This window comes from Streptomyces sp. NPDC047043 (assembly GCF_040644055.1).
GTDB lineage: Bacteria > Actinomycetota > Actinomycetes > Streptomycetales > Streptomycetaceae > Streptomyces.
This window is the reverse complement of the sequence record NZ_JBEYVO010000028.1, coordinates 22,190-44,973: the sequence shown is the minus strand read 5'-3', so window position 1 is coordinate 44,973 and position 22,784 is coordinate 22,190. Positions and strand designations below refer to the sequence as shown.

The 22,784-nt window shown below is 71.0% G+C and carries 20 protein-coding genes; 12 read left to right on the top strand and 8 right to left on the bottom strand.

Annotation, left to right across the window (positions count from 1 at the left end):
- Nucleotides 1-247 precede the first annotated feature (247 nt).
- A complete protein-coding gene (locus tag ABZ880_RS36840; protein WP_361272331.1) occupies nucleotides 248-1,492 on the top strand; it encodes an MFS transporter in 1,245 nt (414 codons plus the stop codon).
- Here ABZ880_RS36840 and ABZ880_RS36835 read toward each other — a convergent pair.
- Both ABZ880_RS36835 and ABZ880_RS36830 read right to left on the bottom strand, forming a co-directional pair.
- A complete protein-coding gene (locus tag ABZ880_RS36835) occupies nucleotides 1,429-2,592 on the bottom strand; it encodes a hypothetical protein (protein WP_361272329.1) in 1,164 nt (387 codons plus the stop codon). The genes ABZ880_RS36840 and ABZ880_RS36835 overlap by 64 nt on opposite strands.
- Nucleotides 2,589-3,530: a 5-dehydro-4-deoxyglucarate dehydratase gene (locus ABZ880_RS36830; protein ID WP_361272326.1), complete on the bottom strand. Its 942-nt coding sequence runs from the start codon at nucleotides 3,528-3,530 to the stop codon at nucleotides 2,589-2,591. The genes ABZ880_RS36835 and ABZ880_RS36830 overlap by 4 nt, the downstream gene beginning before the upstream one ends.
- Nucleotides 3,531-3,759: 229 nt before the next feature.
- Here ABZ880_RS36830 and ABZ880_RS36825 point away from each other — a divergent pair, with 229 nt between their 5' ends.
- From ABZ880_RS36825 to ABZ880_RS36795, 7 genes are all read left to right on the top strand, one after another.
- Nucleotides 3,760-4,569 carry an NAD(P)-dependent oxidoreductase gene (locus tag ABZ880_RS36825; RefSeq protein ID WP_361272324.1) on the top strand — a complete coding sequence of 270 codons (810 nt, stop codon included), beginning with the start codon at nucleotides 3,760-3,762 and terminating at the stop codon, nucleotides 4,567-4,569.
- Nucleotides 4,570-4,825: 256 nt separating this feature from the next.
- Nucleotides 4,826-5,605 carry a DeoR/GlpR family DNA-binding transcription regulator gene (locus ABZ880_RS36820; protein WP_361272321.1) on the top strand — a complete coding sequence of 260 codons (780 nt, stop codon included), beginning with the start codon at nucleotides 4,826-4,828 and terminating at the stop codon, nucleotides 5,603-5,605.
- A gap of 90 nt (nucleotides 5,606-5,695) precedes the next feature.
- Nucleotides 5,696-7,069 (top strand): sugar ABC transporter substrate-binding protein, encoded by a 1,374-nt coding sequence (locus tag ABZ880_RS36815; RefSeq protein WP_361272317.1) that lies wholly within the window; start codon nucleotides 5,696-5,698, stop codon nucleotides 7,067-7,069.
- Complete coding sequence (locus ABZ880_RS36810) at nucleotides 7,066-8,004, top strand: sugar ABC transporter permease (protein WP_361272315.1); 939 nt, start codon at nucleotides 7,066-7,068, stop codon at nucleotides 8,002-8,004. Before ABZ880_RS36815 ends, ABZ880_RS36810 begins: the two co-directional genes overlap by 4 nt.
- The gene (locus tag ABZ880_RS36805; RefSeq protein ID WP_361272312.1) at nucleotides 8,001-8,849 is read left to right on the top strand and encodes a carbohydrate ABC transporter permease; all 849 of its coding nucleotides are present in this window, start codon (nucleotides 8,001-8,003) and stop codon (nucleotides 8,847-8,849) included. The genes ABZ880_RS36810 and ABZ880_RS36805 overlap by 4 nt, the downstream gene beginning before the upstream one ends.
- Entirely contained in the window at nucleotides 8,846-9,835 is a 990-nt protein-coding gene (locus tag ABZ880_RS36800; protein WP_361272310.1) for a zinc-dependent alcohol dehydrogenase family protein, read from the top strand. Before ABZ880_RS36805 ends, ABZ880_RS36800 begins: the two co-directional genes overlap by 4 nt.
- A gap of 52 nt (nucleotides 9,836-9,887) precedes the next feature.
- A complete protein-coding gene (locus ABZ880_RS36795) occupies nucleotides 9,888-11,099 on the top strand; it encodes a TerD family protein (protein WP_361272669.1) in 1,212 nt (403 codons plus the stop codon).
- Between the two features lie 9 nt (nucleotides 11,100-11,108).
- Here the strand turns inward: ABZ880_RS36795 and ABZ880_RS36790 are convergent, their stop codons facing one another.
- The gene (locus ABZ880_RS36790; RefSeq protein ID WP_361272307.1) at nucleotides 11,109-11,675 is read right to left on the bottom strand and encodes a helix-turn-helix domain-containing protein; all 567 of its coding nucleotides are present in this window, start codon (nucleotides 11,673-11,675) and stop codon (nucleotides 11,109-11,111) included.
- Nucleotides 11,676-11,838: 163 nt separating this feature from the next.
- Here ABZ880_RS36790 and ABZ880_RS36785 point away from each other — a divergent pair, with 163 nt between their 5' ends.
- Complete coding sequence (locus ABZ880_RS36785; RefSeq protein ID WP_361272304.1) at nucleotides 11,839-13,269, top strand: MFS transporter; 1,431 nt, start codon at nucleotides 11,839-11,841, stop codon at nucleotides 13,267-13,269.
- Nucleotides 13,270-13,529: 260 nt separating this feature from the next.
- On the opposite strand, the gene ABZ880_RS36780 is transcribed toward ABZ880_RS36785, so the two are convergent.
- The 4 genes from ABZ880_RS36780 to ABZ880_RS36765 all read right to left on the bottom strand — a co-directional run bounded on the left by ABZ880_RS36780 (nucleotide 13,530) and on the right by ABZ880_RS36765 (nucleotide 18,845).
- Nucleotides 13,530-14,555: a 1-aminocyclopropane-1-carboxylate deaminase gene (locus tag ABZ880_RS36780; RefSeq protein ID WP_361272301.1), complete on the bottom strand. Its 1,026-nt coding sequence runs from the start codon at nucleotides 14,553-14,555 to the stop codon at nucleotides 13,530-13,532.
- 23 nt (nucleotides 14,556-14,578) lie between these two features.
- Nucleotides 14,579-15,232 carry a GntR family transcriptional regulator gene (locus ABZ880_RS36775; protein ID WP_361272298.1) on the bottom strand — a complete coding sequence of 218 codons (654 nt, stop codon included), beginning with the start codon at nucleotides 15,230-15,232 and terminating at the stop codon, nucleotides 14,579-14,581.
- 96 nt (nucleotides 15,233-15,328) lie between these two features.
- Nucleotides 15,329-16,918, bottom strand: coding sequence for a TROVE domain-containing protein (locus ABZ880_RS36770; RefSeq protein WP_361272295.1), 1,590 nt, complete (start codon nucleotides 16,916-16,918; stop codon nucleotides 15,329-15,331).
- Nucleotides 16,919-17,399: 481 nt separating this feature from the next.
- Nucleotides 17,400-18,845: an alkaline phosphatase PhoX gene (locus ABZ880_RS36765; RefSeq protein ID WP_361272292.1), complete on the bottom strand. Its 1,446-nt coding sequence runs from the start codon at nucleotides 18,843-18,845 to the stop codon at nucleotides 17,400-17,402.
- A 314-nt stretch (nucleotides 18,846-19,159) separates the two neighbouring features.
- Between ABZ880_RS36765 and ABZ880_RS36760 the strand changes: the two genes are divergently transcribed.
- From ABZ880_RS36760 to ABZ880_RS36750, 3 genes are read left to right on the top strand one after another with little or no spacing between them, the layout of a single operon-like run.
- Complete coding sequence (locus ABZ880_RS36760) at nucleotides 19,160-19,390, top strand: hypothetical protein (RefSeq protein ID WP_351582368.1); 231 nt, start codon at nucleotides 19,160-19,162, stop codon at nucleotides 19,388-19,390.
- A 48-nt stretch (nucleotides 19,391-19,438) separates the two neighbouring features.
- The gene (locus ABZ880_RS36755; protein WP_361272289.1) at nucleotides 19,439-20,605 is read left to right on the top strand and encodes a hypothetical protein; all 1,167 of its coding nucleotides are present in this window, start codon (nucleotides 19,439-19,441) and stop codon (nucleotides 20,603-20,605) included.
- A 37-nt stretch (nucleotides 20,606-20,642) separates the two neighbouring features.
- Nucleotides 20,643-21,092 (top strand): hypothetical protein, encoded by a 450-nt coding sequence (locus tag ABZ880_RS36750; RefSeq protein WP_361272287.1) that lies wholly within the window; start codon nucleotides 20,643-20,645, stop codon nucleotides 21,090-21,092.
- A gap of 58 nt (nucleotides 21,093-21,150) precedes the next feature.
- Here ABZ880_RS36750 and ABZ880_RS36745 read toward each other — a convergent pair whose 3' ends face one another.
- Nucleotides 21,151-22,578, bottom strand: coding sequence for a hypothetical protein (locus ABZ880_RS36745; protein ID WP_361272284.1), 1,428 nt, complete (start codon nucleotides 22,576-22,578; stop codon nucleotides 21,151-21,153).
- Between the last annotated feature and the right edge of the window lie 206 nt (nucleotides 22,579-22,784).

Below are 22,784 nucleotides of genomic sequence, written 5' to 3'. Positions count from 1 at the left end.
TCGTGTCTGTGTGAGGTAGACCGACCGCGACCCGGAAACTCATCGCACCCCGGGCTCGACCCGCACGAGCCCGGCCCGGCCCATCGGGGCGACGCAGCTCGTGGACGTCGACGCCATGGCCGTCCCGGTGCCCGTCCCATGGGGATTGCCGACAGGTTCCGACGGGTTCCCGCCGCCCCTCCCCCAGCCGCGGATACGGCACTTGCCTCATCCCCCGCCCAGGGCCTTAGACCCACGATGGCCAGGCATGACGACATCGGCAGGGACGACATGGACGGTGCTGCGGGTCCTGCGGGACCGCAACGCGGGGCTGTATCTGGCGGGCGTGGTGGTCTCCGGCTTCGGGACCTCGGCGCTGTGGCTCGCCTCGGGCGTGTGGGTCAAGGAGCTGACCGGCTCGGACGGACTGGCGGCGCTGTGCCTGCTCGCCATGTGGGCCCCCACGCTCGTCGGCCCCCTGCTCGGCACGCTCGCCGACCGCGTCCGCCGCAAACCCCTCCTCATCGGCGCGAACCTCCTCCTGGCCGCCCTCCTGCTCACCCTCTTCACCGTCGACTCCCCGGGCCGCCTGTGGCTGCTCTACACGGTCCTCTTCGTGTACGGCGCCGCAGGCGTCGTCCACGACGCGGCCGAGTCGGCGCTCGTCGCCGCCGCCGTCGACCACTCCCTGCTCGGCGACTTCAACGGGCTGCGCATGACGGCGACCGAGGGCATGAAACTGGTCGCCCCACTCGCGGGCGCGGGCCTCTTCGCGGCGTACGGCGGCCCGAGCGTCGCCCTGCTGGACGCCGTCACGTTCGTGCTGGCCACGGGCGTGTACACCCTGCTGCGCGTCCGCGAGGAGAAGCCGGAGCCGCCCACCAGCGGCTGGTGGCAGCGGACGGCCGAGGGCACCCGCTTCCTGTGGGCGCACGCCCGGCTGCGCCCCCTGGTCCTCGCCGGCGGCACGACGATGCTCTGCGCGGGTATCGGCGGGGCGCTGCTCTACGCCGTCATCGACGACCTCGGGCACTCCCCCGCCTACGCCGGCGTCCTGTACGCCGTCCAGGGCGCCGGCTCGGTCGCGGTCGGGCTGGTCTCGGGGCCCGCGCTGCGACGGCTGGGGGAACGCCGGTTCGCCGCGTGCGGCATCGCGCTCACGGCGGTGGCGGTAGCGGCGCGGGCGGTCCCGTCCGACCCGGTGGCCCTGGCCTGCAGCGCGGCGAGCGGCGTAGGGCTGCCCTGCGTGCTGATCGCCGCGCTGACCGCCGTGCAGCACGAGACCCCGGACGCGCTGCTCGGCCGTACGGCCGCCACGGCGAACACGCTCCTGTTCACGCCGAACGTGCTCGGGCTGGCCGCGGGGGCGGCACTCGTCGAACTCACCGACCACCGGCTGGTGTTGGCCGTCCTGGGAGCGGTCCTGCTGATGACCGCGGCTCCGCTCCGTCAGAGCGCGGCGACCGCTTCCTGCACCGACGACAGGTCGCCGTCCGACGCCAACCCGGCGTGATACAGCCGCAGTTGGGTGGCACCACGGTCCCGGGCCGCCGCCGCGTCCGAGGCGAGCGTGCCCGGGCTGCCGCCCATCCCCGAGACCACGGGGAAGTTGGCGGCGACGACGGCCGTCTCGCGGCCCTGCTCGGCGAACGGCGTCAGCAGCTCCGTACCGCCCGCGCACGGCACGACCACGCCGTCCGCGACGGACAGGATGTGCTCGGGGTCGACACCCGGGTTGGCGCCGACGTGGTACGTCACCGGGTCGGCGTGGAGCAGCACCTGGAAGTCCTCGGGGGCCGCCTCGCGCACCGCGCGGACCGCCGTCTCCTGGAGCGTGCGGGCGGTTTCGTCACGCCACGCGCGCGTGGCGGCCGCCTTCGCCTCGCCGAGCAGTTTCTCGACCCCGGCCCAGCCCCCGTCGTCCGGCGCACCCTGCCACAGCGGCTCCAGCGCGTCCCGTACGGCAGCCGCCAACTCGTCGGCGTCCAGGCCCTGTTCGCCGTAGCCGGCCCGGCAGGCCGGGCAGAAGCAGAGCGCCATCAGGTACATCCCGGCGTCCCCGAGGCCGACCCCGCCGGTCTTGTCGTGGGCGTGCAGATGCTGCAGCCCGTACCAGCCGAGGGACTCCAGCTCGGTGCCGCGCGCCCCGGGCCGTACGGCCGCCTCGGCGGCGAGGTCGACGAGGTACGCGCGCGTGGCGGGCTGGGCGATGCACGGCGCCCAGGGGTAGCGGTCTCCGTAGGCGTTGACGACGGAGGTGTCCGGACGGTCGGCGCCCAGGCGGGAGTTGTGCGCGAGGACCACCCAGGTGTGCACCTCGAGGCCGGCGTCCGCGAGGGCCGCGGCGGCCTCGCCGTACGCGTCCCCGGGCGCCCAGTCCCCGGCCGCGTACGGCCGCAGCTCCCGCCCCTCCCAGCGCGCGTCCGCGGGGTAGAGCACGGCCGCGTGCTCGGCGGTGACGATGCGGTGGCGCGGGTGGCGGGGCGTGAGCGCGCGCGTGGAGTGGTACGCGGAGGCCAGCGTCACCTGCTGGACGCCGAGCGCGGCGATACGGTTCGCGGCCTCCGGGTCCCCGTTGACGTCCCAGGGGTAGACGAAAGTCGACGCCTTCACTTGCCGTCCTCCAGTAGTGCGTACCCGCGCTCGATCAGCTCGGCGAGCTGCTTGACATGATCCTCGGCGGGTTCGTGCAGCGGCGGCCGGACCTCCCCCACGTCCAGTCCGCGCAGTCGTACACCTGCCTTGACCAGGGACACGGCGTAACCGCGGCCCTGGGCCCGGAGTTCGACGAACGGGCGGTAGAAACCGTCGAGGAGGCGGTGGGCCGTCGTGTCGTCGCCCGCCTCCAGCGCCCGGTGGAAGGCGAGGGCGATCTCCGGGGCGAAGCAGAACACGGCGGAGGAGTAGAGCGGGACCCCGATTGCGCGGTAGGCGAGCTGGGTCTGCTCGGCGGTCGGCAGGCCGTTGAAGTAGAGGAAGTCGCCCGGGACTTCGGTGCGGACGGCGCTGACGATGCGCTGCATCAGGTCGAGGTCGCCGAGGCCGTCCTTGAAGCCGATGATCCCGTCCGTGCGGGCCAGTTCGACGACGCTCTCCGGGGTGAACACGGCGTTGTCGCGCTGGTAGACGATCACCGGCAGCGCGGTCGCCGCGGCCACCTCGCGGTAGTGCCGCAGCAGCCCCTCCTGACCGGCGACCACGAGATACGGCGGCATGGCGAGCAGTCCGTCCGCCCCGGCGGCCTCGGCCAGGCGCGCGTACCGCACCGCGAGCGCGGTCCCGTACCCGGCGCCGGCCACGACCGGCACCCGCCCGGCGGTCTCCTCGACGGCCGCCCGTACGCAGGCCTCGAACTCCTCGGGCGTGAGCGCGTGGAACTCACCGGTGCCGCAGCACGCGAAGACCGCGGCGGCCCCGGCCTCGACCCCGCGGCGCACATGCGCGCGGTAGGCGTCGAGGTCGACCGAGCCGTCCGGGCCGTAGGCGGTGACCGGGAAGAACAGCGGCCCGCTGGGGATGCTGAGTCGAGCGGCGAGGGGGGCTGGCGTCACGGGCTCTCCCTGAGGCAGGCGCGTACGTTCTTCTGATCGGCGTCTATATCTCTGAACAGCACCACACTATGGAGGCGTCTCGGCGCCGGTCAAGCGCGCAAACCGCCATCCCAAGAGCAGAATTCCGGGCTTCGCGGCACACTTGACTAGGCACGTCGACCATCCTTAGCGTGTCCACGGATGTGAATACCGTGCACACATGCGGCCGCTGACCGAAGGAGAACCGAGGATGCCAGCCCCCCGCACCGTTCTGCTCACCGGCGCCGCAGGCGGGCTCGGCACCCTGATGCGGAACCTGCTCCCGGCCTTCGGCTACGAGCTGCGCCTCCTCGACCTGCGCCCGATCGAGGGCGACCCGGACGCGGTCACCGCCGATCTCGCCGACAAGAAGGCCGTGCGCGAGGCCGTGCGGGGCGTCGACGCGATCATCCACCTCGCCGGCATCTCCCTGGAAGCCCCCTTCGAGAAGATCCTCAAGGCGAACATCGAGGGCACGTACAACCTGTACGAGGCCGCCCGCGAGGAGGGCGTGCAGCGGATCGTCTTCGCGTCCTCCAACCACGCCGTGGGCTTCACCCCGCGCCCGCAGGGCGAGGACCCCCTGATCCCCGTCGACACCCCGCGCCGCCCGGACACCTTCTACGGCCTGTCCAAGTCCTTCGGCGAGGACCTCGCCCAGCTGTACTGGGACAAGTACGGCCTGGAGACCGTGTCCGTGCGCATCGGCTCCTGCTTCCCGGAGCCGACCAGCGTGCGCATGCTGTCGGTCTGGATGAGCCCGCCCGACGGCGCCCGCCTCTTCCACGCGGCCCTGACCGCCGAGAACGTCGGCCACACGGTCGTCTACGGCTCCTCGGCGAACACCCGCCTGTGGTGGGACCTCACCACCGCGCGGGCGCTCGGCTACGACCCCCAGGACGACTCCGAGCCGTACGCGGAGAAGCTGATCGCCGAGCAGGGCGAGCTGGAACCGGACAACATCGCGCACGCCTACCTGGGCGGCCACTTCGTCAGCGACCCGCCGATCTGGCCGTACTGAGCGGCTGGATTTCACGGCGGGCGGGCACCGAACGGGCCCGCCCGCCGCCGTATTCGGGCATCGCCGGTGCCCGATCTCACGCCCTCTTCCGCAGCCGCGCAGGTCCGAGGCGGGCACTCCGCTCCGCAAACGGGCGCATACGGGCAGCATCGGTCCTGCAACAGGCCTGGTCAGTGCCGCAGACCGGTTGTAGAACTTCCTGCATGGGCCGCACCGGGCCCGAACGGGCACCACAGCAGGGAAGCAGGTGACGGCGATGACGGCGAACACCGCGAAGACGGCGGAAGAGCGCCAGCGCGAGATCGTGCGGGCCGCGCGCGCCACCGGCTCGGTCGACGTCACCGCGCTCGCCACCGAGCTGGGCGTGGCCAAGGAGACCGTACGGCGGGATCTGCGCGCCCTGGAGGACCACGGACTGATCCGCCGCACCCACGGCGGCGCCTACCCCGTGGAGAGCGCCGGCTTCGAGACGACGCTGGAATTCCGCGCCACCAGCCATGTGCCCGAGAAGCGCCGGATCGCGGCCGCCGCGGCCGAGCTGCTCGGGGACGCCGAGACGGTCTTCGTCGACGAGGGCTTCACCCCGCAGCTCATCGCCGAGGCACTGCCCGGGGACCGGCCGCTGACCGTGGTCACCGCGTCCCTGCCGGTCGCGGGCGCGCTCGCCGAGGCCGACGGCATCTCCGTGCTGCTGCTCGGCGGCCGGGTCCGCCCCGGCACGCTGGCCACCGTCGACCACTGGACGACCAAGATGCTGGCCGGTTTCGTCCTCGACCTCGCCTTCATCGGCGCCAACGGCATCTCCCGCGAGCACGGCCTGACCACCCCCGACCCGGCCGTGAGCGAGGTCAAGGCGCAGGCCATCCGGGCCGCGCGCCGCACGGTGTTCGCCGGCGTGCACACCAAGTTCGGGGCGGTCAGCTTCTGCCGGTTCGCGGAGATCGGCGCACTGGAGACGATCGTCACCAGCACCCTGCTCCCGTCCGCCGAGGCCCACCGCTACTCACTGCTGGGACCACAGGTCATCCGCGTCTGAAATACCGCGCCCGAAGAACAAACCCACTCCCCAGGGCACCCCCACGCCTCAACCGCGCCCTTTATCTCCCCATATGTTCAGGAGCGATCCATGCGAACCCAGAGCCGACGACGGCCGACGCGAGCCACGCTCGCCATGGCCGCCGCAGGGACGCTGCTCGCCCCGCTGCTCTCCGGCTGTTGGGTCGGGGCGGGCGGGGGCGGCTCCGGCGGCAACTCCATCAACGTCCTGATGGTCAACAACCCGCAGATGGTGGAGCTGCAGAAACTCACCAAGGCCCACTTCACCAAGGAGACCGGCATCAAGGTGAACTTCACCGTCCTGCCGGAGAACGACGTCCGGGACAAGATCAGCCAGGACTTCGCCAACCAGGCGGGCCAGTACGACGTGGCGACGCTCAGCAACTACGAGATCCCCATCTACGCCAAGAACAGCTGGCTGCACGAGATGAACTCGTACGTCGCCAAGGACCCGTCGTACGACGAGCAGGACGTGCTGGGGCCGATGCGGCAGTCCCTGACCGCCGACGACGGCAAGCTCTACGGGCAGCCGTTCTACGGCGAGTCGTCCTTCCTGATGTACCGCAAGGACGTGTTCGCCGAGAAGGGTCTGACGATGCCGGCCCACCCCACCTGGGACCAGGTGGCGAAGCTCGCCGCCGAGGTCGACGGGGCCAAGTCCGGGATGCGCGGCATCTGTCTGCGCGGCCTGCCGGGCTGGGGCGAGGTCATGGCGCCGCTCACCACGGTCGTGAACACCTTCGGCGGCACCTGGTTCACCAAGGACTGGAAGGCCCGACTCGACTCCCCCGCCTTCGAGAAGGCGACGAAGTTCTACGTCGACCTGGTGCGGGCGCACGGTGAGTCCGGCGCCGCACAGTCCGGCTTCGCCGAGTGCCTGAACAACATGACGCAGGGCAAGGTCGCCATGTGGTACGACGCCACGTCGGCCGCCGGTTCCCTGGAGGCGTCGAACTCCCCGGTCAAGGGCAAGCTCGGCTACGCCCCCGCGCCCGTCGAGAAGACGGACTCCTCCGGCTGGCTCTACACCTGGGCCTGGGGCATCCAGAAGGCCTCCCGCAACCCGGACAAGGCCTGGAAGTTCGTGTCCTGGGCGTCCAGCAAGCAGTACGAGCAGCTGGTCGGCGAGACCAGCGGCTGGCCCAACGTGCCCGCGGGCAAGCGCGCGTCGACGTACGCGAACGCCGACTACCGCAAGTCGGCGGCGGCCTTCCAGGAGATGACGAAGCAGGCCATCGAAGGCGCCAAGCCCAACGACCCGGGGGTGCAGCCGCGCCCCGCACCCGGCATCCAGTTCGTCGGCATCCCCGAGTTCACCGATCTCGGCACCAAGGTCTCCCAGGAGATCAGTGCCGCCATCGCCGGACGCCAGTCCGTCGACTCGGCACTGAAGAAGTCCCAGCAGCTCGCCGAGAAGATCTCGAAGGAGTACGAGGGACGATGACCGCCACGACTACGGCTCCGACCGTCGCAACGCCCGTACGCAGCACGCACCGGCCCTCCGCCCGGCTGAAGGCCTGGGCCACCCGCGCCCCGCTGCTGCCCGCCCTGGTCTTCATGATCATGGTGACCCAGCTCCCGTTCGTGGCCACGCTGGTGATCTCGTTCTTCGACTGGAACGCGCTGTACCCGAACGCCCGTCACTTCACCGGCCTCGACAACTACAAGGAGGTCCTGACCGACGCGGACCTGCGCCACTCGGTGTGGACGACGGTCCTGCTGACGGCCACGGTGGTCCTGCTCAGCCTGATCCTGGGCCTGGCGCTCGCCCTGCTCCTGGACCGCAAATTCCGCGGCCGGGGCGTGGTCCGCACACTGCTGATCGCACCGTTCCTGGTGGTCCCGGTGGCGGCCGCCCTGCTCTGGAAGCACGTGCTGTTCAACCCTGAATACGGCCTGCTCAACGGCCTGTTGCACTACGTGGGCGGCCCGCAGCCGGACTGGATCTCCAACAACCCGCTGCTCGCGGTGGAGGCATCGCTGATCTGGCAGTGGACGCCGTTCATGATGCTGATCCTGCTGGCGGGCCTGCAGAGCCGTGACAACGAGCAGTTGGAGGCCGCGCGGGTCGACGGTGCAAGCGACTGGCAGATCTTCCGCCATCTGACGCTCCCGCACCTGCGCCGCTACCTCGAACTCGGCGCCCTGCTGGGCTCGATCTACATCGTCCAGAACTTCGACGCGGTCTTCACGATCACGTCCGGCGGCCTGGGCACCGCCAACCTCCCCTACACCGTCTACCAGAGCTTCTACCAGGCGCACGAGAACGGCCTCGCCTCGGCCGCGGGCGTCCTGGTGGTCATCGGCTCGATCATCATCGCGACCTTCGCCCTGCGCGTGGTGTCGTCCCTGTTCCGCGAGGAGGTGTCCCGCGCATGAGCACGGTCGCCGTACGAACAAGCCCCCGCCGCAAGGGAGTCGGCCTGGGCCTGGTGGCCTGGCTGGTCGGGATCGTCTTCTTCCTGCCCATCGCCTGGATGGCACTGACGTCCTTCCACTCCGAGGCGGACGCGGCCACCAACCCGCCGTCCTTCGGGGCCGCCCTCACCCTGGACGGCTACCGCGAGTTCTTCGGCACGGGCGGCGGCGCGAGCCCCTGGCCGTCGCTGATCAACTCGACGGTGGCGTCCGTGGCGTCGACGGCCCTGGTGCTGCTGCTCGCCCTCCCGGCGGCGTACGCGCTCTCGATCCGCCCGGTGAAGAAGTGGACGGACGTCCTGTTCTTCTTCCTGTCGACGAAGATGCTGCCGATCGTCGCGGGCCTGCTGCCGATCTACCTGTTCGCCAAGAACACGGACATGCTCGACAACATCTGGCTGCTGGTCATCCTGTACACCTCCATGAACCTGCCGATCGCCGTGTGGATGATGCAGTCGTTCCTGGCCGAGGTCCCGGTGGCGGTGATCGAGGCGGCGCAGATCGACGGGGCACGCCTGCCGACGATCCTCGCGCGCGTGGTGGCCCCGATCGCCCTGCCCGGCATCGCCGCAACAGCCCTGATCTGCTTCATCTTCAGCTGGAACGAACTCCTCTTCGCCCGAGTCCTGACGGGCGTGGTCGCCGAGACCGCCCCCGTCTTCCTGACCGGCTTCATCACCAGCCAGGGCCTGTTCCTGGCGAAGGTGTGCGCCGCGTCGCTCGTCATCTCCCTGCCGGTGCTCGCCGCGGGGTTCGCCGCCCAGGACAAGCTGGTCCAGGGCCTGTCACTGGGAGCCGTCAAATGAAGGCCGCCGTCATCGAGTCCGTGGGCCGCGCCGTCGTCGCCGAGGTCCCGGACCCGACGCCCGGGCCGCGCGAGGTCGTCGTCGAGGTCGCCGCGTGCGGCCTCTGCGGCACCGATCTGCACATCCTGCAGGGCGAGTTCGCACCGAAGCTGCCGATCGTGCCCGGGCACGAGTTCGCCGGCGAGGTGGTCGGCGTCGGCACCCAGGTCACGGAGGTCGCGGTCGGCGACCGGGTGGCGGTCGACCCGTCCCTGTACTGCTACGAGTGCCGGTACTGCCGTACGGGACACAACAACCTCTGCGAGCGGTGGGCCGCGATCGGCGTGACCACGGCCGGAGGGGCGGCGCAGTTCGCGGTGGCCCCGGTCGCGAACTGCGTGAAGCTGCCCGAGCACGTCCGCACCCAGGACGCGGCCCTCGTGGAGCCGCTGTCCTGCGCGGTGCGCGGCTACGACGTCCTGCAGTCCCGGCTGGGCGCGCACGTCCTGATCTACGGCTCGGGGACGATGGGCCTGATGATGCTGGAGCTCGCCAAGCGGACCGGCGCGGCGAGCGTGGACGTGGTGGACCTGAACCCGACGCGCCTGGAGACCGCCGTACGGCTGGGCGTCTCGGCGTCGGCGGCGAACGCGGACGAACTCGAACGGCCGCAGGGCTGGGACGTCGTGGTGGACGCGACCGGCAACGCGGCGGCGATCCAGGACGGCCTGGAGCGCGTGGCGAAGGCGGGCACCTTCCTGCAGTTCGGGGTCGCCGACTACGCGACGCGCGTGACGATCGACCCGTACCGCATCTACAACCAGGAGATCACCATCACCGGCTCCATGGCGGTGCTCCACAGCTTCGAGCGGGCGGCGGAGCTGTTCGCGAACGGGGTGCTGGACCCGGAGATCTTCATCAGCGACCGCATCCCGCTGGAGCAGTACCCGGCGGCGCTGGACCAGTTCGCGGCGGGAGTGGGGCGGAAGATCGTCGTGGTGCCGTAGAAGTTTAAGGGAACGGTAAAGCCACCTCGTTCGTTGACCCGGCATGACAGCTATGACCCCAGGCTCGAACATCCCTCTCTCCGCCTCGCGGGTGGCGGTGGACGTCGCCGCCCCCGTGCGGCTCGACGTGTCGGGCCTGCTGCTCACCGGCGACGGCAAGGTGCGCTCCGACGCCGACTTCATCTTCTACAACCAGCCGAGCGGACCCGGCGTGACGTACCGCTCCGGCGGCGGTGCGGCGCCGGACGCGATCACCGTCGACACCGCCGCCGTCCCGCCCGGCATCGAGAAGATCGTCGTCACCGCCAGCCCGGACGCCGCGGGCCAGACCTTCCAGGGCATCGAGCCGACGGCGACGATCCGGAACGCGGACGACGGCTCCGTCCTGGCCACGTTCACGCCCCCGCAGCTGGGCGCGGAGACGGCGCTGGTGATCGTCGAGATCTATCTGCGGGGCGGCCAGTGGAAGGCGCGGGCGGTCGGCCAGGGGTACGCGAACGGGCTGGCGGGCATCGCCACCGACTTCGGCGTCACCGTGGAGGAACCGGCGCCGGCCCCCCAGCCGGTGGCTCCGCCGACACCCACGATGCAGGCCCCCGTGGCCCCGCCGGCCCCGCCCCTGTCCACCACCCCGCCGCCTCCTCCGGCCCCGCCCGCCGCCGCGGCCCCCGCCGCTCCCGGCACCGGGAAGATCAACCTCGACAAGGGCCGGGTCAGCCTCCAGAAGAACCAGACGGTCTCCCTCGTCAAGGGCGGCCGCCCGCTGCTCTCCCAGGTCAAGATGGGCCTCGGCTGGGAGCCGGCGTTCCGCGGCAAGGACATCGACCTCGACGCGTCGGTCATCGCCTACGGCCCGCAGCGCAACCACATCGACAGCTGCTACTTCGGCAAGCTGTCCATCCTCAACGGCGCGATCAAGCACTCCGGCGACAACCTCACCGGCGAGGGCGGGGGCGACGACGAGGTCATCGTGGTCGACCTCGGCCGCATCCCCCAGGACGCCACCGGCCTGGTCTTCACCGTCAACTCCTTCTCCGGCCAGAAGTTCACCGAGGTCGCCAAGGCCTACTGCCGCCTCCTGGACGCGGCGACCGGCGAGGAGCTCGTCCGCTTCGACCTCACCAACGCCGAAGCCCAGACGGGCGTGATGATGGCCAAGCTGATCCGCCAGTTCTCCGGCGAGTGGGAGATGACGGCCATGGGCGAGTTCGTGAAGGCCCGCACGGTCCGCAACATGGTGAAGCCGGCCGCGCAGGCTCTCTAGCCCGCGCGGCTACGCCCGCAGACCCTCCGTCAGTAGCGACAGATACCGGCGGAGGTGCTGTGTCCCGCCGTTCGCCAACTCCGAGGCGTGGGACACCCCGTGGGCCAGCCGCAGCACCTCGATCGGCTCGATGTCCGGGCGCAGCGTGCCCTCCTGCTGAGCCGCCGCGACCAACCGCTCCGCCGCCCCCTTCATATGGGTCCCGCACGCCGTGAGCGCCGCGTTGCTCCCGTCCGAGACGGCCGAGCCCAGCAGGGACTTCAGGCCGCGGACCTCGATCGTGCCGATGCACACCTCGTAGAGCCACTCCGCCAGCGCCTCACCCGGCGGCAGCTCCTTCGCGATCTCGTCGGCGCGGTTCGCGAGCGCCTCGATCGTGTCGACGTACACCGCCTCCAGCAGCGCCTGCCGCGTCGGGAAGTGCCGGTACAGCGTGCCCGACCCGACCCCCGCCCGCTTGGCGATGTCGTCGAGGGACGCACTCTCCCCGTGCTCGGCGAAGGCCTCCGCAGCGACCTTCAGCAGCCGCTCGTAGTTGCGCCGAGCATCCGCCCGCATGGGCTTGGCCTGCGTCATCCAGATACTCCTTGCGAACCGGGGACACTCTCCGTATCTTAGCGAGAGTTAAACGGAGACAGTCCCCGGTTATCTCCGCGGGCCACCCTCACCTGCCCACATTCCCTTGCTTCGTGCTGCCCGCGCGCATCTCACCCGGGGGACATCGACACGGGAGAACTCCATGTCCAGCCCGTCCGGCACCACCACCGAAGCGCTCCCCGCACCACAACACCCCGCCAGGCTCGGCACCGTCCTCTTCGTCATCGTCACCGCCTACCTGATGGTCGGCGTCGACTCCACCGTCGTCAACGTCGCGCTGCCCGACATTCAGAAGGACCTCGGCTTCAGCCGCACCGGCCTGTCCTGGGTCCTCAACGCCTACACGCTCGCGTTCGGTGGTCTGCTGCTGCTCGGCGGACGCGTCGGTGACATCGTCGGCCGCCGCCGCACCCTCACCACCGGCGTCCTGCTCTTCGCCGGCTCCTCCCTGCTCGGCGGGCTCGCCACCGACAGCGCCTGGCTGCTCGCGGCCCGCGCGCTGCAGGGCGTGGGCGCCGCGCTCACCGCGCCCAGCACCCTCGCCCTGATCACCACCAACTTTCCCGAGGGACCCCGCCGCCACCACGCCCTGGGCATCTATACCTCCATGGCCGGCATCGGTGCCTCCATCGGCCTGGTCATCGGCGGCATGCTCACCTCCTGGGCGTCCTGGCGCTGGGCCCTGCTGATCAACGTCCCGATCGGCATCGGGGTGGCCCTCGCCCTGCCCCGCTTCGTCACCGAAACCCCGCGCCACGCGGGCAGGTTCGACGCGGCGGGGGCGCTGACCGGCACGGCGGGGATGTCCTCGCTCGTGTACGCGTTCATCCGGGTCTCGGAGGAAGGCTGGAGCGACACCCAGGCCCTGCTCGGATTCAGTACGGCCGCCGCACTGCTCGCCGGCTTCACGCTCGTCGAATCACGCGCCGCCCAGCCGATCCTGCCGCTGCGGCTCTTCTCCGACCGCAATCGTGCGGGCGGTTACGCGGGCGTCCTGCTGCTGCCCGCGGGCATGTTCGGCGCGTTCTACTTCCTCACCCTGATCAGCCAACAGGTCCTGGACTACAGCCCGTTGCGCGCCGGGTTCGCCTTCCTGCCGATGACCCTGGTGTTGTTCACGACCGTCCGCTTCGTGCCGCGACTGCTCGCCCGGGTCGGCGCCAAGCCGGTCCTGCTCACCGGCATGGCCCTGCTCGTCACCGCGGCCGCCTGGCTGTGGCGGCTCGCACCCGGCGACGGCTACGCGGACGGACTGCTCGGCCCGTTGCTGCTGATCGGCATCGGCGTGGGCCTGAGCTTCATGCCGCTCAACGCGACGATCCTCGCCCGTATCGAACCGCGCGAGGCCGGCGCCGCCTCCGGCCTGCTGCAGACCCTGCAGTGGCTGGGCGGCACGGTCGGACTGTCGGTCCTGGTCACGGTCTTCGGCACGGCGACCCGGCACGCCTCCGGCACCCCGTCCGAGATCCTCGTCCACGGAGCGGCGCGCGCGTTCGGCGTCGGCGCCCTGATCGGCCTGACCGCCCTGCTGGTGTCGGCCTTCGTGATCACCGGGCGCCGCAGGCCCGCCTAGGTCGTGTCCGCAAAGTCCCGCCGGCTCCGCGACGCCTGGCACGCTCCCCCGCCGCCTCAAGGGCGCGGGAGGTGTCCCCACTCGCCGCACCGGCCGAAAGCCCAAGTACGTCCAGTACGAGGGCTTCCGCACGGCACGCCGAGAGCATGCACCAGACGCCGCGGAGCCCGCCCTTCGGGCGAACGACGGGACTTTGCGGACACGACCTAGGCCTGTGCCGGAAGTGGCGTCGTGCGCCCGGGAGGCCCCTCAGGCCGTCCTCAGGCCGTCTGGAACAGCGCGCTGTACGCGTTGAGCGCGGGCTGGCCGCCCAGGTGGGCGTAGAGCACGGTCGAGTCGGCGGCGATCTCGCCGCGCTCGACCAGGTCGACCATCCCGGCCATCGACTTCCCCTCGTACACGGGGTCGGTGACCATGCCCTCGGTGCGGGCGGCCAGCCGCATCGCCGCCAGCGTGGTCTCGTCGGGGATGCCGTAGATGCCCGCGTGGTAGCGCTCGTCCAGCTCGACGTCCGCCTCGGCCAACTCCCGCTTGACCCCGATGAGTTGCCCGGTGTTCTGCGCGATCCGGGCGATCTGCTCACGGGTGGCGGCGGGCTTGGCCGAGGCGTCGATGCCGAGCACGCGCCGCGGCCGCCCGCCCGCCTCCTCCAGCGCCGCGAAGCCCGCGACCATGCCCGCCTGGGTCGACCCGGTCACCGAACAGACGACGACGGTGTCGAAGAAGACCTCCAACTCCCGCTCCTGCTCGGCGACTTCGTACGCCCATCCGGCGAACCCGAGGCCGCCGAGCGGGTGGTCGGACGCCCCGGCCGGGATGGCGTACGGCTTCCCGCCCGACTCCTCGACCTCACGGAGCGCCTGCTCCCAGCTCTCCTTGAACCCGATGCCGAACCCGGCCCTCACCAGCCGTACGTCGGCTCCGGCCAGGCGGCTGAGCAGGATGTTGCCGACCTTGTCGTACACGGAGTCGGGCCACTCCACCCAACTCTCCTGGATCAGCACGCACTTGAGCCCGGCGCGGGCGGCGACGGCCGCGACCTGGCGGGTGTGGTTGGACTGGACGCCGCCGATCGACACGAGCGTGTCGCAGCCCTTGGCGAGCGCGTCCGCGACCAGGTACTCCAGCTTGCGGGTCTTGTTCCCGCCGTATGCGATCCCGGAGTTGCAGTCCTCCCGCTTGGCCCAGAGCGAGGCACCGCCGAGGTGCGCGGTCAGGCGCTCCAGCGGGTGCACCGGGGAGGGGCCGAAGAGGAGGGGGTAACGGTCGTACGAGGAAAGGGACATGGGTCCTCCCGGGGTGATCCGGATCAGTCGCCGTCGGTCAGGTCTACGAGGTCCGCGAGACTCCGCCAGATCTCCGCGGTGACGCGGACCGCGATGTCCGTCTCACCGGCCGCGCAGGCCTCGATCAGCTGCTCGTGCAGCCCGGCCGAACGGCAGGTGCTATCGCCGAAGCGACGGCGCTCGAGGCGGCGGATGAGCGGGGTGTAGCGGGCGATGGTGGCGGTGGCCGCGTGGTTGCCGGCGACCCGGACGAGGACGTCGTGCAGATCGTCGTCGGCGCTCAGGGCCCCGTCGACGTCACCCGCGCCGACGGCGGCGGCGAACCGCTCGTTGGCGGTGCGCATCGCCTGGACGTCGGCGGCGAAGAGGCGGGGCACGGCGACCCGCGTGGCCAGCTCGTGCATGGCGCCGACCACGGCGGCGGCGTCCCGCACATCGGCGGTGACGACCGGGGTCACCCGGGTGTAGCTCTGCGGCTTGCTCTCCAGCAGCCCCTCGTCCACCAGCCGCGAGAAGGCCTCCCGCACGGGCGCCCGGGACAGCCCGAGCCGCTCGGCGAGCTCGCCGTCCCGCACCACCGCGCCGGGCTCGATCTCCCCGGCCACGATGGCGTCCCGGATGGCTTCGTAGGCGCGGTCCCTGAGGAGGGTGCGCCGGACGGGTCGTATGGCCTCCACGAACTGAAATGTTAGATATCAATGGCCCTGTGGACAAGGGGCGGGCAAGGGTGTGGCCCGCACCCCCCGTAGAAGTGCGGGCCACGATTCGGCGGCTCAGGCGGCCCGGGCGACCCACGGCCAGTCGGCGTCCCGGGCGGCCTCGAGCAGCGGGACCATGCGGAACGCCGCGTCGCCCAGGCCCCCGAAGGTGTGCCGGTTCGCCTTGCCGGACGGGCCGTGGCCCGCGCGGTAGCCGGCGAGGTTCCAGGTGTAGACCGGCACGTTCGCCGGGACCTGCTCGGTCGGGTCGCCGTAGTGGCTGAACGCGTACTGCTCGTCGGTGACGATCAGCACCCGGTCCTGGCCCCGGTAGTGCGCGCGGATCGCCGAGGTGGTGTCGGTGCCGCCCAGGTCGCCGAAGCGGCCGAGGATCTTCAGCACCGACTCGCCCTTGCGGAAGGACAGCCGCCGGTTCGTGGTGCCGAACTCGACGAGGTCCGCCTTCTTCGCCCGCAGCGCGAGCGCCGTGCCGAAGATCGCCGCCGCGTCGGCCCGGTTGAGCTCCGAGCGGTCGGACAGCGGCGCCCACATCGAGCCCGAACGGTCCACGAGGACCAGCGTCCGGCCGGGCAGCGCGGGCACGTTGGCCAGCGAGTGGCCGAGCGCCTGCTCCAGCGGGTACGACCAGCGCAGCGAGGGCGCGTGCTGGTACGCGGCGAGGTACCGGAAGGGGAACTGCCGCGAGCGCGCGACCTCCGCCGGGTCACTGATCTTGGCCGCGACCCGGGCCGCGACCTCGTCGGAGACCCCGGCCTGGTCGAAGTTCCGCAGGTTCCGTACGAGTGCCATCGCACCCATCGACGGAATCACGGCCTCCCAGGCCGCCTTGTCCATCGGGCCCTGCAGCCACCCGGCCAGCGCCTCCCAGGTCATCCCGGCCGCCGCGAGCCGCTCCGCGCCGCCCGCCGAGGTCACCACCGCGCGCCGCCGGGCCACCGGCAGCGCCATCAGCTCGCGGTGCGCGGTGAGGACACGGCTGGACGCGGGCGGCACCGCGGTGTCCGGGTTGTGCCGGCGGTCGAGGGCGTACTGGAACAGCTCGCCCTGCCACGGCTTGTCCGGGTCCGGCGCCGCATGCACCAGGTTGAGGATGTCGCCGAAGCGGTAGCCCTTGGACGCGGTGTCGTACTTCAGCAGCGACTTGCCGTGGTAGAGCCGTCGTACGGCGTCGGCGACACCCCGCTTGACCGGCTTGGGCACTGCGCGGCCGTACGTCGCGGTCCAGTACGCGAGCAGCTCGCCCGGCTCGTCGGGACGCTGCAGTACGGAGGCCACGACCTGGCGGTTCGACGGACCGTCGGTGGCGCCCGCGTCGAGGCGCGCCTTCACGTACTCGGCGGCGCCCACGATCGAGGCCGTACGAAGGTTTCCCTCGCCGCGCAGCCAGCCGAGCAGGCCGGCGGTCCAGGCCGGGTCCTCCACGGCGAGCTTGCGCACCAGGCGTGCGAAGCGGTCGTCGCGGTCGGCGCCGGACTCGTAGAAGGTCTGCTGGGACACGAAGTTGGCGACCGCGAGCAGGAAGAGCTCGGAGCGCGCGTCGCGCTCGCGGCCCTTTCCGCCCTCGTAGCTGCGCAGGACGCGGCCCGTGGAGGTGACCCGCGAAGTGGGGTGCGCCCGGGCGGCCTTGGAGTTGAATCGCGCCATGGTGAATTCCCCCGAATTCCGTTTCGGTTTCTGCTTCGGTTTCGGAGGGAGGCGCAGCAAAAGGAGGGTGCCCGAGTTCAGGAGTCGGCGACGGGACTATAACCTGGCGCGTCTTCCCATTTCCGCCACATCGGCACCGGGCCGATGGCGGGATTCGAACCCGCACCCGCGCTCGGCGGACCAGGTCCCTGAAGTATCCGCTGCCTGCGCACCGGGCACCCACCTTGAGCTGCGCCTCCCCGAGATCAATGATTCGCACCGGGAGGTGCAATGAAGTTGTGGTGTCCAGAGATCGAGGTCGGCGGAACCGACGTAGGTGCTCTGCCTCTGAGCTACACCGGCTCGTGGAACCGGTGGCGGGATTCGAACCCGCGGCCTCCCCATTAAGAGTGGAAGTAGGTCCTGCCTTCGCACCTGGACATGCACAACTTTAGGAGGACGGCCGCGAGTCGAGCGAGCGAATTAAATTGCCGTCAGCGCATCAGCCGCGCTGCTGGCGCTTCCACGGACCCGTGATCGCCAGCATGATCCCCGGCGTCTGGATGTTCGCGAACAGGGTCCTGCCGTCGGGCGAGAACGTGACCCCGGTGAACTCGCTGTATTCCGGCGCCTCTTCGGTGCCGATGTTGAGTTCGTTGCGGGCGATCGGGTAGGTGCGGCCACTGTCGGTCGCGCCGAACAGGTGCTGGACGCCCTCGCCGTCCTCGGCGATGACGAGGCCACCGTACGGGGAGACGGTGATGTTGTCGGGGCCGTCGAAGGCGCCGTCCTTGGACGGGTCGGGGTTCACGCCGAGCAGGACCTTCAGCGTGAGGGTGCGGCGCTTGGGGTCGTAGAACCAGACGGCGCCGTCGTGCTGGACGGGGCTCTCGGTGCGCGCGTACGAGGAGACGATGTAAGTGCCCCCGTCGCCCCACCACATGCCCTCGAGCTTGCGGGCGCGCGTGACCTGGCCGTCGGTGAACTGCTTGCGCACGGGCGTGGTCTTGGCGTCACGGTCGGGGACGTCGACCCAGTCGACGCCGTACACGGTGCCGATCTTCGTGGCGCGGGAGAGGTCGTCGACGAACTTGCCGCCGGAGTCGAAGCACTTGAAGGCCTGCAGGACGCCGGCGTCGTCGGCGAGGGTGCGGAACTTGCCGCGGCCGTGGCAGTAGCCCTCCGGCGGGGTCCAGCGGTACAGCAGGCCGTTCGGGCCGGCCGCGTCCTCGGTGAGGAAGGCGTGGCCTCGCTTGGGGTCGATGACGACGGCCTCGTGGGCGTAACGGCCCAGCGCCTTGATGGGCTTGGGGTTCTGGTTGGCACGGCGGTCGGAGGGGTCGACCTCGAAGACGTAGCCGTGGTCCTTGGTCATGCCGTTGACGCCGGCCTTGTCCTCGGTCTCCTCGCAGGTGAGCCAGGTGCCCCAAGGGGTGTTGCCGCCCGCGCAGTTGGTCGAGGTGCCGGCGATGCCGACCCACTCGGCGACCTGGTCGCGGCGCACCTCGACGACGGTGCAGCCGCCGGACGCGGCGGGGTCGTAGACGAGGCCGTCGGTGAGCGGGACGGGGTACTTCCAGTTGGCGCGCGGGCCCTTGAGCTCGTGGTTGTTGACCAGGAGGGTCGCGCCGCGGGGGCCGTCGAAGGTGGAGGTGCCGTCGTGGTTGGAGGGGGTGAACTCACCCGACTCGAGCTTGGTCTTGCCGCTGTACGTGATGATCCGGTACTTGAAGCCGGCGGGGAGGGCGAGGATGCCGTCCGGGTCGGGCAGGAGCGGTCCGTAGCCGACGCCGCCGTGGGCGGCCGCCGACTCCTCCCCCGCGCTGTCGGTGTCCGTGGACGCAAGGGCGTTCGGGGCGGTGGCGAGGGCGCCGACGCTGCCCGCCAGTGCGACACCGGCACCGGTGATCGCGGATTTTCTGGCGAAGTCCCTGCGGGTGAGCGACATGGTGTCTCCTGTGACGGTGGGTGTGCCGTGGAGGGTGGCGGACCTCGGGTCGGCGCCACCGTCCCGCCCATGCCTGAACGGGAGTTGAACGCCGGGCGACGGCGGCGCAGACGCTTCCATGAATCCGTACGCGTCGGACCACGGGACTCAAAAAACCCTTGTGCCCGGGTAATTGGTCGGACGAATCTTCGTAAGGAAGGCAGTTTTGGGCCAACCCTCCCCAATCCCATGATTTACGGCAGAGCACCTTGACCGCCGGTGTCCACGGCAATAGATACCCAATTGCCTGGAGAACCCGGGGGAGGCGAGCCGAAGTGGACGCACGTCGTGCGCGCAGCCTCCATGAGGGCCGGCTGATGGGCCTGCCCAATGTGACGGGGGTCGGGACCGGGAGGGACGAGGCCACGGGTCGGGACGTCATCGTCGTCTTCGTGACCCGCAAGGTGCCCAGGGACCGGCTCAGGGACGAGGACGTGGTTCCGGACGAACTCGACGGCGTACCCGTGCGCGTGCTCGCCATCGGCGAGGTCTCCGCGCAGGAGTAGCCGCGGCCCCGGAATCACCGTGACACCGGGGAAGAAGGTGGTCTGGCCGTGACGAGCCAGCCCGAACTGATGCGAGGACCCACCGGCGGACAGCTCAGCGACAGTTCACGGCAGCAGGCGCTGTCGGACTTCCTGCGCCGCGAGCAGCCGCTGGCGAACGTCGTCGGCTTCGGCCACGGCGTGAAGTGGAGCGGAGGTGAACCGACCGGCCGGCAGGCGGTGTTGGTGTTCGTGACCCAGAAGGTTCCGGAGTCGATGCTGCCGGAGCGGGACGTGGTCCCGTACCAGATGGACGACGGGACACCGACGGACGTGGTGGCGGTCGGTCATGTCGCCGCGCAGCGCCAGCAGCGCCAGGCGGGTTCCCGCCGGGAGGAACGGCGGGGAGTGTCGTACGGCCCCGACGGCGGCGTCGAGGAGCAGCTGGCGCGGCTGACCCAGCCGCTGCTGGAGGAACTCGGCGGTGTGTCCATCGCGTTCGAGCCGCAGATCCTCAAGCGCCGTATGCGGCCCTGCCCTTCGGGCTTCTCGGTGGGCAACGTACGGGTGACCGCGGGCACGTTGGGCAGTGTGGTGTACGACTTCCTGCCGGGCGCGACGGTCGACCCGCCGGGGCCGGGCCTCGGCACGCCGGCGAAGTTCTACGTCCTGTCCAACAACCACGTGCTGGCCGACTCCAACCGCGCCCAGCTCGGCAGTCCGATCGTGCAGCCCGGTGTCTTCGACGGCGGCTCGGACCCGGCGGACCGGATCGCGACCCTGGAGCGGTTCATCACGATCCAGTTCGCCCCGCAGATCCCGCTGGAGCGGCACAACAACGTGGTGGACTGCGCGCTCGGCGCGGTGGAGTTCCAGGACGCCACCCGCGAGCAGTACTTCAGCGGGGCGCCGCGGGCCTGGCGGCGCAAGGCCAATGTCGCGGTCGGCGACCTGGTGAAGAAGACCGGCCGGACGACCAACATCAGTTTCGGCCGGGTGATGGCGGTCGACGCGACCATCGACGTCAACTACGGCACGGCGGGCACGGCCCGCTTCAAGGACCAGATCCTCACCACGAACATCTCGGCGGGCGGCGACTCGGGCTCCCTGGTCACCTCGCTCGACAACGTGGCGGTGGGTCTGCTGTTCGCGGGGTCGTCGGTCGTGACGATCGCCAACCACATCGAGAATGTCCGCGCGCTGCTGCGCGTCGAGGTCGCCGAGCAGCTGGCCTGACGGCCGCTCAAGTCCCTACGAGGGGAGGCACGTTCCCATGACCACCCAGGCACGCAAGCAGAAGGGCGCGGCGGCGGTCGAGCACCGGTTCCACAACGCGCAGGGCGCCGAGGTCAAGACGCGCGACGAGGCGTTCGCCGCGCAGCAGGAGGTGTCGCCGGAGGCGGTCGCCGCGACGGCCAAGCTGCAGCTGAACAGCGGGGCCGCGGTCACCTTCGACCTGGAGGTGAAGTTCGACCCGAACACCCACCCGTACGTGGTCCTCGGCGGCCAGATCACGGGCTCCATCTGCGGTGCCCCGTGGAACATCACCGGCGGTTTCATCGGTGACACGATCCGCCTGGACGCCAAGCGCGCGGGCAGCGGCAGCTGCGCCGACACGATCACCATCGTCGGGGAGTTCCAGAACCCGCCGGCGTACCGGGGGACGTACGGCTTCAACGGTGCGACCTCGTCGTTCAAGCACACGACGATCTATCACTGCTGAGCAGGGTCACGTTGCGGCGGGCATCGGCCTTCACCGCCCGCCGCAACGGCGCTCGGTCTCAATCCCCTTGCTGGGACCGCGCCTTGAAGGCGGCCTTCCGGGCTTCCTTCGCGATCCGCTTGTCCGGGTGCAGCCGGCCCATGGCCTCCAGCACGTCAGCCGTGGCCGGGTGGTCGACCCGCCAGGCCGCCGCGAAGAAGCCGCCGTGCTGGGCGGCCAACCCCTGCACCAGCGCGCGGAGTTCCTCGGAGTTGCCCTCGGCGGCCAGCTGCGCGGCGATCGTGTCGATGGTCAGCCAGAAGATCATCGCCTCGGACGGTGCGGGTACCTCCGTCGCTCCCCGCTCGGTCAGCCAGACCCGGGCGAGCCCGCCCAGCTCGGGGTCGTCGAGGACGTCCCGCAGGGCCGGTTCGGCCTCCGTGCCGACGAGCGAGAGCGCCTGCTGGCAGCGCAGCCGCCGCAGCGGCGCACCGGCGTCCGCGCCGCGTGCCGCAGCGAGCAACTCCCGTGCCGCCGCGAGGGGTTCGCGGCGGGCCAGCCACTGCTCGGTCTCGGCCTGCGCCGCCGACTGCCCGAAGGCCGCCGTGCCGTCGAGGAGTGCGTCGGCGCCCTTGTCCGCGAGGTCGCCGACCGCGGGTGCCGCGAGACCGGCCTCCAGCAGCCGCGCCCGCAGCCCGTACAGGCCGAGCGGCGTCATCCGCACCATGCCGTAGCGGGCGACGTCGACGTCGTCCACGGGTGCCGCGGGTTCCTCGTCGGCGTCGGCCATCAGCGCCTCGTCGACGGGCTGGTACTCGACGAGCCCGACCGGCGCGAGCAGCCGGAACTGGTCGTCGAGCCGCATCATCGCGTCGGAGACCTGCTCCAGGACGTCGTTGGTGGGCTCGCCCATGTCGGAGGGCACGATCATCGAGGCGGCGAGCGCGGGCAGCGGCACCGGCGAGTCCCCGGGCCCGTCCTCGCTGACCGTCAGCAGGTACAGGTTGCGCAGGACTCCGTCGAGGAACTCGGCCTCCCCCGCCGGGTCCCACTCCAGCTGGGCGAAGTCGACCTCACCGGCCTCGTCGAGCGCGTCCTCCAGGCCCTCCAGGTCGGGCACGCTCGCGTCGGCGAGCACCGTCTCCAACGCGCCCTGCCACACGGCCAGTACGTCGTGCGGGGAGCCGGCGGTGAGCAGGGCCAGGTCCTCCCCGGTCGCGACGGTGCCCTCGTCCTCGTCGACGATCTCGACGAGCCCGGTGTCCAGGGCGACCCGCCAGGCCTCGCTCGCGTAGGCCGCGGCGTCCTCCCCGTCGAGCCCGAGCACCTCGGCGGCCTCCGGCAACTGCTCGTCCACCAGCCCGCCCCCGGCGTCGACGCGTGTGTCCGGGCCGGCCCAGCGGGCCAGCCGAGCCGCCCGGGAGAGCAACGGCGTGGACAGCGCGTCCCGCGCCAGCTCCGCTTCGGGGTGCAGCCGCACCGGCGGCAGGGGGGAGCTGTCTGACATCGGATGGTTCTCCTCGGGCGTGTCGTACCTCAGCCGCTCAGCCTAGACGGATTTCGCCCCATGCCGCCCGGTTCATCTCCCGGACGACGGCTGTACATGGCCGAAACCTTGACAACTGGCCTGACCAGGCAGGAGATTGACGCGCGTAGAAATCTGCTGGACATCTGTTCACTGTAATTTCTACGCGCGTCGCCACCGCCCCACCG